At 75.8% G+C, this 12,928-nt stretch carries 14 protein-coding genes and 1 pseudogene; 7 read left to right on the top strand and 8 right to left on the bottom strand.

What is annotated here, in order from left to right; translation table 11 throughout:
• The coding region (locus ABWI04_RS38645) for a MerR family transcriptional regulator (RefSeq protein ID WP_353835482.1) at nt 1-297 on the bottom strand (297 nt) is incomplete at its 3' end.
• A 263-nt stretch (nt 298-560) separates the two neighbouring features.
• Here ABWI04_RS38645 and ABWI04_RS38640 point away from each other — a divergent pair.
• Nucleotides 561-1,091, top strand: a complete 531-nt coding sequence (locus ABWI04_RS38640; protein WP_353835481.1) for a TspO/MBR family protein — start codon at nt 561-563, stop codon at nt 1,089-1,091.
• Complete coding sequence (locus ABWI04_RS38635; protein ID WP_353835480.1) at nt 1,091-2,407, top strand: cryptochrome/photolyase family protein; 1,317 nt, start codon at nt 1,091-1,093, stop codon at nt 2,405-2,407. Before ABWI04_RS38640 ends, ABWI04_RS38635 begins: the two co-directional genes overlap by 1 nt.
• 33 nt (nt 2,408-2,440) lie before the next feature.
• Here ABWI04_RS38635 and ABWI04_RS38630 read toward each other — a convergent pair whose 3' ends face one another.
• Nucleotides 2,441-2,575, bottom strand: coding sequence for a hypothetical protein (locus ABWI04_RS38630; RefSeq protein WP_353835479.1), 135 nt, complete (start codon nt 2,573-2,575; stop codon nt 2,441-2,443).
• Complete coding sequence (locus ABWI04_RS38625; protein ID WP_353835478.1) at nt 2,572-2,871, bottom strand: hypervirulence associated TUDOR domain-containing protein; 300 nt, start codon at nt 2,869-2,871, stop codon at nt 2,572-2,574. The genes ABWI04_RS38630 and ABWI04_RS38625 overlap by 4 nt, the downstream gene beginning before the upstream one ends.
• Before the next feature lie 68 nt (nt 2,872-2,939).
• On the opposite strand from ABWI04_RS38625, the gene ABWI04_RS38620 reads away from it, so the two are divergent.
• The 4 genes from ABWI04_RS38620 to ABWI04_RS38605 all read left to right on the top strand — a co-directional run bounded on the left by ABWI04_RS38620 (nt 2,940) and on the right by ABWI04_RS38605 (nt 7,976).
• Entirely contained in the window at nt 2,940-4,445 is a 1,506-nt protein-coding gene (locus ABWI04_RS38620) for an SDR family oxidoreductase (protein WP_345185348.1), read from the top strand.
• 165 nt (nt 4,446-4,610) lie between these two features.
• The gene (locus ABWI04_RS38615; protein ID WP_345185351.1) at nt 4,611-6,089 is read left to right on the top strand and encodes a phytoene desaturase family protein; all 1,479 of its coding nucleotides are present in this window, start codon (nt 4,611-4,613) and stop codon (nt 6,087-6,089) included.
• A complete protein-coding gene (locus tag ABWI04_RS38610) occupies nt 6,086-6,991 on the top strand; it encodes a phytoene/squalene synthase family protein (protein ID WP_345185353.1) in 906 nt (301 codons plus the stop codon). Before ABWI04_RS38615 ends, ABWI04_RS38610 begins: the two co-directional genes overlap by 4 nt.
• Nucleotide 6,992: 1 nt before the next feature.
• Entirely contained in the window at nt 6,993-7,976 is a 984-nt protein-coding gene (locus tag ABWI04_RS38605) for a phosphate acyltransferase (protein WP_353835477.1), read from the top strand.
• Here ABWI04_RS38605 and ABWI04_RS38600 read toward each other — a convergent pair.
• Complete coding sequence (locus ABWI04_RS38600; RefSeq protein WP_353835476.1) at nt 7,949-8,689, bottom strand: spheroidene monooxygenase; 741 nt, start codon at nt 8,687-8,689, stop codon at nt 7,949-7,951. The genes ABWI04_RS38605 and ABWI04_RS38600 overlap by 28 nt on opposite strands.
• A gap of 32 nt (nt 8,690-8,721) precedes the next feature.
• On the opposite strand from ABWI04_RS38600, the gene ABWI04_RS38595 reads away from it, so the two are divergent.
• Nucleotides 8,722-9,327 carry a glycerol-3-phosphate acyltransferase gene (locus ABWI04_RS38595; protein ID WP_345185360.1) on the top strand — a complete coding sequence of 202 codons (606 nt, stop codon included), beginning with the start codon at nt 8,722-8,724 and terminating at the stop codon, nt 9,325-9,327.
• Here ABWI04_RS38595 and ABWI04_RS38590 read toward each other — a convergent pair.
• The 4 genes and pseudogenes from ABWI04_RS38590 to ABWI04_RS38575 all read right to left on the bottom strand — a co-directional run.
• Nucleotides 9,278-10,408, bottom strand: coding sequence for a glycosyltransferase family 2 protein (locus ABWI04_RS38590; RefSeq protein WP_353835475.1), 1,131 nt, complete (start codon nt 10,406-10,408; stop codon nt 9,278-9,280). The two genes, ABWI04_RS38595 and ABWI04_RS38590, sit on opposite strands and share 50 nt — an antisense overlap.
• Nucleotides 10,405-11,874: a phytoene desaturase family protein gene (locus ABWI04_RS38585; RefSeq protein WP_353835474.1), complete on the bottom strand. Its 1,470-nt coding sequence runs from the start codon at nt 11,872-11,874 to the stop codon at nt 10,405-10,407. The genes ABWI04_RS38590 and ABWI04_RS38585 overlap by 4 nt, the downstream gene beginning before the upstream one ends.
• Complete coding sequence (locus ABWI04_RS38580) at nt 11,862-12,665, bottom strand: carotenoid biosynthesis protein (RefSeq protein ID WP_345185525.1); 804 nt, start codon at nt 12,663-12,665, stop codon at nt 11,862-11,864. The genes ABWI04_RS38585 and ABWI04_RS38580 overlap by 13 nt, the downstream gene beginning before the upstream one ends.
• Nucleotides 12,666-12,726: 61 nt before the next feature.
• Nucleotides 12,727-12,928, bottom strand: a pseudogene (locus tag ABWI04_RS38575) (MFS transporter); the annotation flags it as partial.

Genomic DNA, 12,928 nt, shown 5'->3' with positions numbered 1-12,928 from the left:
ACAGCGGAGGGTCGGCGATCGCGGCGCGCTCCAGCAGCGCGCACAGGGCCGGCGGGTCGGCCAGCAGCTCGCCGGCGGGCGGCGCGGCCAGCCCGCGCCCGCGAGGATCAGCCGCTGCATCGCTTCGAGCCGCGCCACGTCCGCGGGGGTGTAGCGGCGGTGGCCGCCGGGGCTGCGCCCGCTCGGACCGATGCCGTACCTGCGGTCCCACGTGCGCAGGGTGGCGGCCGCCAAGCCCAGGCGCCGCGCCACCGCGCCGACGCCCAGTCCCGGTTCCCGGTCCGTCTCCCCACGCATGCGTTCGGTCTCCTGTGCTACTCCGACGGCACAGCGTACGACGTCCCCGGTGGGCCGATGCCACCGGTCGTACGGTCTTCCCAGTCGTGCGGTCCCAGCGGTCGTGCGGTCTGACTGGTCTTCGCCGGAGCCGGTTCCTCCGGTTGCATCGCGGCGGCGCCGGCCTCGGCGCTGACCTGCGCGAGAGCCCGCACGGGCGCGGGCGTGCGGACACCGCCGGAGGCGGACGTGCGGACACCGCCGGAGCGGGAAGGGTCACGGCCATGACTGCGACGAGCGAGGGGCATCGCGTCCGGGCGCGCGGCCGGTGGGCCGTCTACGGGGCCACCGCGGCGGCGGTGGCGGTGACCGCCGCGGCCGGGGCCAGGGCGGTCGACCCGGACAGCCGCTGGTACCGCGCACTGGACAAGCCGCCGTGGCAGCCGCCTTCCTGGGCCTTCGGGGCCGTGTGGACGCCGCTGTACGCGACGGTCGCCTGGGCGGGCGGGCGCGCGCTGCTGAGGGCCCGGGGCCGCCGGCGCCGCGCCCTGGCCGCGAGCCTCGGCGTCAACCTGGTGCTGAACGCCGGCTGGAACCACCTGTTCTTCGGCCGCCGCAGCCCTAACGCGGGGGTCGCGGGCACGCTGCTGCTGGACGTCAGCAACGCCGAGCTGATCCGCCGCTCGGCCCGCACCGATCGCGTCGCCGCCGCCGTGCTGCTCCCCTACGCGGCATGGTGCGGGTTCGCCACCGCGCTGAACGGCGACATCGCCTACCGCAACCGTTCGCGCCCGCGGCTCCGAAGACTCAGGTGATGGAAACCTCGCTGATGCTGTTCACCCGCGACCTCCGGGTACGCGACAATCCCGCACTGGCCGCGTCCTGCGAGGCCGGACGGGTCGTCCCGGTCTTCGTCTTCGACGACGCGATCCTGGACGGTCCGTTCGCCGCGCCCAACCGCGTCCGGTTCCTCCTCGAAAGCCTTGCCGACCTGCGGGAGTCGCTCAGCGAGCGCGGCGGCGACCTGGTGGTGCGGCGCGGCGACCCGGCCGGGGAGGCGGTCCGGCTGGCCCGGGAGACCGGCGCCCGCTCGCTGATGCTCGCCGACGAGCGGACGGCGTACGGGGCCCGGCGCCTCGACCGCCTCCGCGAGGCCGTGCGCGCGGACGGCCTCGACCTGGACATATCGGTACACCCCGGCATCACGGTGGTCACGCCCGGCGACCTCACCCCGGGCAGCGGCGACCACTACAAGGTGTTCACCCCGTACTGGCGGGCCTGGGAGGCGGCCCGGTGGCGCCCGGCCGCGGACGCGCCCGCGAAGGTCCGGCTGCCGTCCGGTGTGAAGCCGGGCGCGCTGCCCCGGCTCGCCGACCTGACCTCCGGCTCCCCGTCCCCCGACCTCGCGCCCGGCGGGGAGGGCGCGGGACGCGAACGCATGAGGGCGTGGCTGCGCGACGACGCCGCCGCGTACGACGACGTCCGCGACGATCTCGCCGCCGACCGCACGTCGCGGCTCAGCCCCTACGTGAAGTTCGGCTGCGTCTCGCCGCGGGAACTGGCGGAGGCCGCGCCGGACGCCTACCGGCGCCAGCTGGCGTGGCGGGACTTCCACCACCAGGTCGCCGCCGCCTTCCCCGACCTCCCGCGGCGCGACTACCGGGCGCGGGACCGGCGGTGGAAGGACGACGAGGACGCCTTCGCCGCCTGGTGCGGCGGCACGACCGGCGTCCCGATCGTGGACGCGGGGATGCGCCAGCTCCACCGTGAGGGGTTCATGCACAACCGCGCCCGGCTCATCACCGCCTCGTTCCTGACCCGCGACCTCGGCGTCGACTGGCGCAGGGGCCTCGGCCACTTCAACGAGTGGCTCGTCGACGGTGACGTCGCCGACAACGCGGGGAACTGGCAGTGGGTCGCCGGGACGGGGAACAGCACCCGGCCCGACCAGGTGATGAACCCGCTCCGGCAGGCGGCGCGCTTCGACCCGCGCGGCGACTACGTGCGCAGGTACGTCCCCGAACTGGCCGGCGTCGAGGGCTCGCGCGTCCACCGCCCCTGGACGCTGGACGAGGAGCGCCGGCGGGAGCTCGGCTACCCGCCGCCGATCATCGACCCCGACGACCGGTAGGCGAGCCCCGTGCCCGCGCCCCTCGCTCCCGGGTCACTTCAGCGGATCGTGCCCCCGGTTCATGAGCGAGTACCGCCAGCGGGTCTCGGCGGCCTCGCCCGACGGGCGCCGCGCGAGATGGCGGTGGGCGACCCGGCCGAACTCGTCGGCCGTCTCCTCGTCGCTCATCCGGACTTCTTCCCTTCGCGGCCGTTGCCCTCGCCGCCGCTCCCCTTGCCCTCGTCCCCCTTCCGTTGGTGCAGCGCCGAGCCTTTGTGGACGGCCTTCTTCCCGCTCTTCCCGCTGCGGACGACGTACTGCGGCTCCTCCGGCGAGGCGGCCACCGTGCGCCCCGCCTCCTCCCGCCTGTCAGTGATCTTCTTCTCCACGCGTCCCTCGGTCGTGGACCCGTGACTGCGCCAGCCGACCTCGTCCCCCGGCTCCGGCTCTTTCCCCCACTTGCCGGCTTTCCCCCGCTTGCTCACTTCGTCCCCCCGTTCGGTCGTACGGGTGGCGTTACCCGTCCCAGCGAGAACCGACCATGGAGGACCACATGAACGCCGGCAATGGGCGAACCTGTCTCGTCACCGGGGCCAGCGGCTACATCGGAGGCCGCCTCGTGCCGGAACTCCTGGACGCCGGCCACCGGGTGCGGTGCATGGCGCGCTCCGCCCGGCGGCTGCGCGACCACCCGTGGGCCGACCGGGTGGAGATCGTGGAGGCCGACGCGACCGATCCCGAGTCGTCCCGGCGGGCCCTGGAGGGCGTGGACGTCGCCTACTACCTGATCCACGCGATCGGCGGCCGCGGCGGCTTCGCCGAGGCCGACCGGCGCGCGGCCCGCACGTTCTCCGGCGCGGCGCGGGAGGCGGGGGTCGGGCGGCTGGTCTACCTCGGCGGGATGGAGCCGGAGGAGGAGCTGTCGGCGCACCTGCGGTCCCGCGCCGAGGTCGGCCGCATCCTGCTGGAGAGCGGGGTGCCGACCGCGTGGCTGCGCGCCGCGGTGATCATCGGTTCGGGCTCGGCGTCGTTCGAGATGCTGCGCTACCTGACCGAGCGGCTGCCGGTGATGGTCACGCCGCGCTGGGTCCGCACCCGCATCCAGCCGATCGCGATCCGGGACGTCCTGTACTACCTGGTGGCGGCCGCCGACCTGCCCGAGGACGTGAACCGGGGGTTCGACATCGGCGGGCCGGACGTGCTCACCTACGTCGAGATGATCCGCGGCTACGCGCGCGCGGCGGGGCTCAAGCAGCGGATCATCCTGCCGGTCCCGGTGCTGAGCCCGCGGCTGTCGAGCCTGTGGGTGGGCGGCATCACGCCCGTCCCCGGAGCGCTGGCGCGGCCGCTGGTGGAGTCGCTGCGCAACGAGGTCGTGTGCAGGGAGAACGACCTCGCCGAGTACGTGCCGCCGCCGCCGGGCGGGCCGGTCGGGTTCGAGCGCTCGGTCGAGCTGGCGCTGCGCCGCGTCCGGGAGGCGGACGTCGCGACCCGCTGGTCGTCGGCGAGCACGCCCGGCGCGCCCAGCGACCCCCTGCCGACCGACCCTGACTGGGCGGGCGGCAGCCTCTACACCGACGAGCAGGTCCGCTGGACGGACGCGCCGCCCGAGCGGCTGTGGGAGGTGGTCGAGGGGATCGGCGGGGATCGCGGCTGGTACTCCTTCCCCGTCGCCTGGCAGGCCCGGGGCGTCCTCGACCGGCTGGTCGGCGGGGTCGGCCTGCGGCGCGGCCGCCGCGACCCGCGCCGGCTGCGGATCGGGGAGGCCGTGGACTTCTGGCGCGTGGAGGAGATCGAGCCGGGGCGGCTGCTGCGGCTGCGGGCCGAGATGCGGCTCCCGGGGCTGGCCTGGCTGGAGTTCGTCGTGCGCCGCGACGGCTCCCGCACGTCCCTCACGCAGCGGGCCCTGTTCCATCCCCGGGGACTCGCCGGGCACGCGTACTGGTGGGCGTTCCGCCCGTTCCACGACCGGATCTTCGGGGGGATGTGCTCGGGCATCGTCCGCGCGGCCGAGCGGGGCGAGGCGCCGAGGCCGCGCGCGGCGGTGCGGGCCCGCTGAGGCCGGGCCGCCCGCGGGGTGATGCAACCGACCGGTCCCCGCGTCCCGAAGAACTGTGCAGACCTGAAGAACCGTGCAGAACTCACCCGGGACGATGATGGAGAGAAAAGTGCGAACCCGACATCGTGCGGCGCGCCCGCACGGCGGCCGTCACAGGGCGGGCTGATGGGCGGGCGGGGCCCCGTCGTCGTGGTCGGGGCGGGTCTCGGCGGCCTGTCCGCCGCGATCCATCTGGCGGCGCGCGGCCGCGAGGTCGTGCTGGTCGAGGCCCGTGACGTGCCGGGCGGCTGCTGCGGCACCGTGAACGCCGGGCCGGCCGGCGAGTACCGGTTCGACACCGGTCCCTCGGTGCTCACGATGCCGGAGGTGCTCGCCGAGACGTTCGGCGCGGCGGGCGCTGACCTGGAGAGCGTGCTGCCGCTGCGGCGCCTGGACCCGTTCTACCGGCTGGCGTTCCACGACGGGTCCCGGCTGGACGTGGTGGGCGGCGCCGAGCGGATGGCCGCGGGCGTCCGGGAGCTGTGCGGCCCCGACGAGGCGGCGCGGTACCTGCGGTTCCGGCGGCGGCTCGGGGAGATGTTCGAGGCGGAGTGGTCGTCGTTCATCGACGCGGACATGACCCGGCTGCGCGGCATGGCGCGCCCCTACGCGCTGCTCAGGCTGGCGGCCGCGGGCGGGTTCCGGCGCCTGGACCGTTTCGTGGCCGGTCATCTGAAAGACGAGCGGCTCGTCAGGGCCCACACCTTCCAGGCGCTCTACGTGGGGCTGCCGCCGCACAAGGCGCTGGCGATCTACGCGGTCGTCGCGCACATGGACACCGTCGGCGGCGTCTACTTCCCGGCCCGGGGCGGCATGCACGCCGTGCCGCAGGCGCTGGCGGCCGTCGCGGAGAAGGCCGGCGCCTCGATCCGGTACGGCGTCCGCGCCGAACGCGTCGAGACCGGCGCGGACGGGGTGACGGCGGTCCGGCTGGACACCGGTGAGCGCATCCCCGCGAGCGGCGTCGTCGTCGCCTGCGACCTGCCGAGGGCGCACGCCGGCCTGCTCCCGGAAGGGGCCGGCGACTGGCGGCTGCGCAGGCCGCGGTACTCGCCGTCCTGCCTGGTCATGCACTTCGGGCTGGATCGGCGGCTGCCCCGGCAGTCCCACCACACCCTGCACTTCGGCCGCGAATGGGGCGGCGTCTTCTCCGCCCTGGCGGCCGGACGTCCCCAGCCCGACCCGAGCCTCCTCGTGACGTATCCCGAGTCCGACGACACCGCCGCACCCGCCGGGCACTCGACGTTGAGCGTCCTGGAGCCCGCGCCCAACCTGGCGGGCGGGGCCGACTGGGGCCGCCTCGCCCCCTCCCTGCAAGACCGCCTGCTGGGCCGCCTCGCCGACCTCGGGTACGGCGACCTGTCGGCGGCGCCCAGGGAGACGTTCGACCCGCCGGCGTGGGAGCGTCTCGGCCACTCGGCGGGCACGCCCTTCGCCCTCGACCACCGCTTCCGGCAGACGGCGTGGTTCCGCCCGTCGGGCCGGAGCCGCCGCGTCCCGGGGCTGCACTTCGCCGGGATGTACACCGCGCCGGGCGTGGGGGTCCCGCCGGCGCTGATCTCCGGGAGGCTGGCCGCCGCCCGGATCCTGGAGGGCGCCCGATGACGCTGACCGCGAGCTACGAGCACTGCCGCCGCCTGAACTCCCGGCACGGGCGCTCCTTCTACCTCGCGACGCTGCTGCTGCCCGCGTGGAAACGCCGGCACGTGCACGCCCTGTACGGGTTCGCCCGCCACGTGGACGACATCGTCGACGAGTACAAGGCCGCCGGCGCGGAGGGACGCGCCGCGGCACTCGACCGGGTCAGGGAGCGGCTCGACGCGGCGCTGGCAGGCGAGCACGTCCGCGACCCGGTGCTGCCCGCGTTCGTGCACACCGTCCGGTCGTTCGACGTCGAGCGCGAGGACATCGACGCGTTCCTGGAGTCGATGCGCGCCGACCTGACCGTCACCCGGTACGCGACCTACGACGACCTGCTGGACTACATGGAGGGGTCGGCCGCGGCGATCGGCCTGATGATGCTGCCCGTCCTGGAGACCCTGCCCGGCGCCGCGCGGACCGCGCGCGAGCCCGCCCGGGAGCTCGGCCGGGCGTTCCAGCTGACCAACTTCCTGCGGGACGTGGCCGAGGACCTCGGCCGCGGTCGCGTCTACCTCCCGACGAACGACCTGAAGAGGTTCGGCGTGACCGAGGAGGACCTCGCCTCCGGGGAGTGCACGCCCGGCGTCCGCGAGCTGGTGGAGTTCGAGGCCGGCCGCGCGCGGGAGCACTACGGCCGCGCGCTGGAGGGGGTGAAGCTGCTGGTGCCGTCCTCGCGGCCCTGCATCCGCGCGGCGCACGAGCTGTACGGCGGGATCCTGGACGAGATCGCCGCTTCCGGCCACGACGTGCTGGCCGCGCGGGCCCGGGTGCCCCGCCGCCGCCGCGCCGTGATCTACGCGCGGCACCTGCTGGCGGCGTCGGCCGCGGGCCGGGCCGAGCGGCGCGTCCCCGCCGGGATGGTCTGACATGGCAGGCGGCCCTGCGGGAGTGGGCGGCGCGGCGGGCGGCGCGTCGCGGGTCGTGCTGGACGCGATGGGCGGCGATCATGGGCCCGCCGCGACGGTGCCGGGCGCGCTGGCGGCGCGTCGCGAGCACGCGGTCCCCGTCCTGCTGGTCGGACGGGCCGACGAGATCGACGAGGAGCTGCGGCGGCACGGCGGCGTCGGCGAGCTGGAGGTGCAGCACGCCGACGACGTGATCCCCATGGCCGAGCGGGGCTCGAACGCCGCGTTCCAGTCGAAGTCCAGCCTGATGGTGGGCTGCGAGCTGGCGCGGCGCGAGGGGGCGGCGTTCGTGTCGGCCGGGTCCACCGGCGCGGTGGTGACCTGCGCGGTCCGCGCCTTCGGGCGGCGCGAGGGCGTGCTGCGCCCGGCGCTGGCCGTGGCCCTGCCCGCCCTGTCGGGATTCACCGTCCTGGTCGACGCGGGCGGCACCGCCGACCCGTCGGCGGAGATGGTGGCGCAGTTCGCGACGCTCGGCGCCGAGTACGCGCGGAGCGTCCTGGGCGTGGCCGATCCGTCGGTGGGGCTGCTGTCGATCGGTGCGGAGCCCGGCAAGGGCAACCGGCTCGTCCGGGACGCGGCGCGGCTGCTGCCGGAGACGCCGGTGCGCTTCCACGGCAACGTCGAGGGCCACGACGTGCTGGCCGGAACCGTCGACGTGGTCGTCACCGACGGGTTCACCGGGAACGTCGTGCTGAAGAACATCGAGGGCTGCGTCCGCACGACGCTGGGCCTCGTCGCCCGCGCCGGGACCGTCGACGCCGGGCCGCTGGAGGCGGTCGCGCGGCTGTACGCGGCCGACACCCACGGAGGCGCCGCGCTCCTGGGCCTGACCGGGACGGTCGTCGTCGCGCACGGCTCGTCGAGCGCGGCGGCCGTCACCCGCGCCTGCGTGGTGGCCCGCGACCTGGCCGCGGAGGGTCAGTGGGCCACGGGGCCGGGGCCGTGACCGTCGGCTTCGGGGTCGGCGGGGCGCAGCGGGTCGCGACCGTCCCACGCGCCCTCGCTGCCGTAAGGAACGAAGCGGGCGAACATCTCCTCGCTGTACCAGTCCTCGCGGCGGACGCGCCCGATGACGGCCCGGTGGGCGCTCCCCTGGTAGGCGTAGCGGTGGACGGCGGCCTCGTCCCGCCACAGCGAGAACGTCGCCTGCCGGGCGAGCGGCCACTCCCCGATCCCGACCGAGGCGAGGCAGCCGTCCTGGCCGCGCAGCAGGCGGTCCACGTCCGGCACGGAACGGTAGAACGCCACGAGCCGTCCAGGACGGATGGAAGCCCTGGTCAGCACGGCCACCGGGCCGTGCGGCGCAGGGTGGACCGCCGCTCCGGCGAGCGGGTCGGCCCCTCCCCACCGGCCCCGGGACGCCAGCGGCGCGAGCCGCACGTGCCAGGACTCCTCGGCCTCCTCCCGCCACCGCGCCCCGATCGGCGAACGCGCGAGGAAGCGCTCCAGCGCCGGTTCGCCGTCCCACACCGCGAACAGGGCCCAGCGGCGCAGGTCGGCGCCGAGGCTCATGGACGGGCCCTTCCCCGTCCCGAGCAGCCGCCAGAACCGCAGCCCGCCGGTGCCGCGCAGCACCGGACGGTCGAACGCCATGTGCCGCATGGCGTCCGTTCCCGCGTACCTGGCGAGGTGGAACGAGGCGATGATCTGCGTGTTCATGAGGTGGTTCCGGTGTTCATGAGGTGGTTCCGGTGTTCACGGCGGTGATTCCCGTGGTCGTGTCGGTCGTCGGCGGCTACCTGCTCGGTTCGGTGCCGGTCGCGGTGCTCGTCGGCCGCGCCCACGGCCTCGACCCGCGCGAGGTCGGCGACCGCAACCCCGGCTTCTGGAACGTCATGGAGCAGCTCGGCCGGAAGGCCTCCGTGCCCGTCTTCGCCGGCGACATGCTCAAGGGGACGGCGGCCGGGCTGGTCGGCCTCCTCGTGAGCGGGGCCGACACGGGCCGCTTCGGCTCGGTGGCCGGGGCGAGCGTCCTGCCGGTGTACGCGGCGGTCGGCGCGGCGATGGCCGGCCACGCCTGGCCGGTGTTCGCCGGACGGCGGGGCGGCCGCTCGATCCTCACCTTCGCGGGAGGGTTCGCGGTGATCTGCCCGGCGGCGTTCGCGCTCGGCCTCCTCCTGCTCTTCGCGGGCACCGCCGCCTTCTCGTTCGCGTGGGGCACCCGCCTCGCGGTGTTCTCGCTGCCGGTGCTGCAGCTGTTCTTCGCGCCGGTCGGGCAGGTCGCCGGGACCGGGGCGCTGATGTGCCTCATCGGGCTGCGGTTCGGGCAGGCCGCGCTGGCGGGGCGGCGGGCCTGACCGACGCCGGGCCGTAGTCCCGGCCGCGCCAGGTGCGCGTCGGCAGCAGCGCCGACCAGGTGAGCCGGACGGCCGTCGCCACGTCCAGGAGCGGGGAGGCCGCCAGACCGGGGCTCGCCCGCGCGTAGCTGCCGCGCAGCGCCGTCACGAGCAGGAGCCGCTGCGCCAGCAGGACGAGGTCGAGGGGCGTGGGCCGTCCCGCCGCGAGCCGCAGGACGGGGAGCGCGGCGGTCAGCCAGACCACGGCCAGGTCGCCCGCCATGTGGGCCGCGGGGGTGACGTCCCGCAGCGCGATCGACCTTCCCCACGCGCGCCACACGTCCGCGGCGGAGCTGTGCATGTCCGCCTCCAGCAGCGGGCCCGCGTCCACGAACGCGACCCGCCAGCCGTCGCGGGCGAGCAGCCGCCCGAGCGCGACGTCGTCGGTGAGATGGCGCCTGACCCGCGCGAACCCGTCGGCCTCCCGCATGCTCGCCTTGCGGAAGGCCATGCACTGGCCGTTGACGAGCAGGCGCTCCGCAGGCGCCCCCGGTCCGGTCGACCCGATCGGGCCGAAACGGTAGACGAGCGTGGCCAGCAGCGAGGCGTGCAGCGCCTGCTCCACCGCGTTGTCGCAGATGAAGCGAGGACCCGCGCTCACCAGGTCGTGGCCGTCCAAGAGCGCCGCCAGTGCCGCGCAGAGGCCCGCCTTGGGACGCATGTCGGCGTCCAGGAGGACGACGATCGGGCCGGTCGCGGCCTGCACGCCCTGGTGCAGGGCCCACTGCTTGCCGACCCACCCGTCCGGCAGCGGCGCGCCGGGGACGACGGTGGCGCCGAGCCTCTTGGCCAGCCGCGCGGTGCCGTCGCGGGACTCGTCGTCCACGACGATCACCTCGTCCACGACCGGGTCGGCGAGCAGCGGGGCCAGGCACCCTTCGAGGCGGGACTCCTCGTCGCGGGCGGGGATCACCACCGACACCCGCTCCGGCGGCGGTCCGGCCGCCCCCGGCCCCAGCGGCGCGCGACGGCGGCGCCCCCGGGCGAGCCGCGCCGCGACGACCGCGGCGGCGGCCGCCTGGAGGACGGTCAGCGGCCTCATCGCGTTTCCGGCCTTTCGTGGGACGCGGTGCGGCGGGCGCCGCCGAAGTCCTGGTTCACCAGGGAGGCGACGATCCGCCCGCCCATCGCGACGAGCGGGAGGCCGCCGCCCGGATGCGCCGACCCGCCCACCAGGTAGAGGCCGCGCCGCGGTCCCCGGTTGCCCGGCCTGCGGAACGGCGCGAAACGTCCCTGGTAGGCGGTGCCGTAGATGGCGCCGCCCCACGCGCCGTACCGGTCGCGCAGGTCGGCGGGCGTGAACATGTCGACGAAGCGGAGCCGTCCCGAGAGGTCGTGCCCGCGTTTCGCCAGCCGCTCCAGCACGAGGTCCCGGTAGGACTCGCGGGACATCGGCCACCGGCCGGGGTCGCGCGCCGGGACGTTCACCAGCATCACCCAGTTCTCCGCCCCGTACGGGGCCTGCGTCGGGTCGTCCACCGCCGAGCAGCCGACGTAGACGGTCGGGTCGTCCGGCGGCACGTTCCGGCGGAAGATGTCGTCGAACTCCTTCCGGTAGTCCGCCGAGAAGACGACGGAATGGTGTGGCATGTCCTCTGTGCGGCCGTCCACCCCCGCGAGCAGCAGGAACGCCGACGACGACAGGCCGAGCCCGGCGAGCCTGCGCAGCCGCCGCCGGTCGGGCAGCAGCCAGCCGTACAGCGCGGCGGCGTCGGCGTTGACGATCACGGCGTCGGCGCCCACCCGCTCCCCCGACGCCAGCACCACGCCCGAGACCGCCGAACGGCCGGCGATGACCTCCGCCACCTCGGTGCCCGTGCGGACCTCGACGCCGGCATCGGTCAGGAGCCGGGCGAGGGCGTCGGCGATCCGGGGAAGGCCGCCCGACACGTACCAGCCGCCGTCCCCGTGCTCGATGGCCGGGACGCAGCCGAGGGCCGCCGGCGCCTGGTACGGGCTCGACCCCGCGTACGTGGCGTACCGGCCGGCGTACTGGCGCATCCGCGGGTCGTCGAAGAAGCGCCGCGCCAGGCCGTCCAGCGTCCGGCCCGGCGCGACCGAGAACAGGTCGCGGATCCGGGGCTTCTCGGGAGGACGGCCCAGGGGCCCGGCGAAGAAGGTCCGCTCCGACGCGGCGTAGCACTTCTCCGCCCAGCGGTAGAAGGACCGCCAGGCCGCGCCCTGCCCGGGGCTCAGGCGGTCGACCTCCCGCTCCATCCGGTCGGGGTCGCGGAACGCACGGAGCCGCGACCCGTCGGCGAAGCGGTAGCGGCACAGCTCGTCCAGCTCCACCAGCGGGACGTCCACGCCGAGTTCCCGGAACAGGCGCGGCATGGTCAGAAGGGACGGCCCGAGCGAGAAGGCGAACCCGTCCCGCTCGTACTCCGCCAGCTTCCCGCCGAGCCGGTCCAGCCGCTCGTACAGCCGGACCTCGTGGCCGCCGCGCGCCAGCCGCAGCGCGGCGGTCATGCCGCCGACCCCGCCGCCGACCACGATCACTTCCGCCATGCGCGCCTCCACGCCGGGACGGCGAACGCCCCCATCGCCACCCCGCCCGCCGCCGCGACCAGCGGGTCCCGCGGCTCGAACACCGCCGCGAACGCCAGCGTCTCCATGCCCGCCATCACCGAGTAGAGCGTGACGAGCCCCCGGGACGGGCCCTGGCCGCGAGCCGGGCCGGGTCCGAGCGCCGGGACGGGGGTGTCCTCCCGTCCCACTGTCAGGTCGATCGCCATCATGACCAGGAAGGACACCGCCAGCCATCCGGCGAAGTTGCTGAGCGGCACCCCCCGGTAGGGGCCGCCGTCCGCCCACGTCCACAGGCCGAGCCGGAGCATCTGCGGGTCCAGGAACAGGTCCCATGCCGTCAGCGCCGCGGCCCCCGCCGCCCACCGCGCGACCCGGTTCCCCGGCGCGATCGCGGTCGCGACGGCGTGCGCGGCCAGCCCCATGCCGCCCCACGCCGCCGCCACGACGACCGGCACGCCGCCCGCCTGCGGCCGCAGCACCGAGGTGTAGGAGTACTCGCCGAACGGCAGGCCCGTGCGGATGCCGACCCATTCGGCCGCGAATCCGATGGCCACCGTCGCGGCGAAGGCCCCGGCCGCGCGCCCGGGGCCCCGCCGGTCGGCGAGGAACGCCACGGCGCTCGCCGCCAGCAGCACCACGACCACGCTGGTCAGCCGGACCGGCTCGGGCCTCAGCCCGGACGCGACCTGGGCGACCACCATCGCGGCCAGCAGCCCGGCGCCGAGCAGTCCGAGGGGTCGCGACGCCGGCGTGTCCCAGCCGAGCCGCATTCTGCGCACAAAGCCCACACGACCCCTTCGTACCGAGGCGGCCGGGCGGATGCATCGATCATCAGGACGCGGTCCGCCCGCGGGGCAGCAGCAGAGCCGCCGCGGCGATGAGCAGGGCCAGCCCGGCCGCCATGAGGAAGACCCGGTCGTAACCGGCGGCGAGGGCGGCGGCCGCCGTCGGCGAACCGGACGCCGCCCGCGTCCGCGCGGCGGCGGCCGCCGCCAGCACCGCGAGGCCCACGGCCCCGCCCGCCTGCACGGCG

The sequence above is a fragment of the Actinomadura sp. NPDC000929 genome, from assembly GCF_040492065.1.
In the GTDB taxonomy this organism is placed as follows: Bacteria; Actinomycetota; Actinomycetes; order Streptosporangiales; family Streptosporangiaceae; genus Spirillospora; species Spirillospora verrucosospora.
Note: the sequence above shows the minus strand (reverse complement) of the source record. Positions and strands in the feature narration are given on the sequence as shown.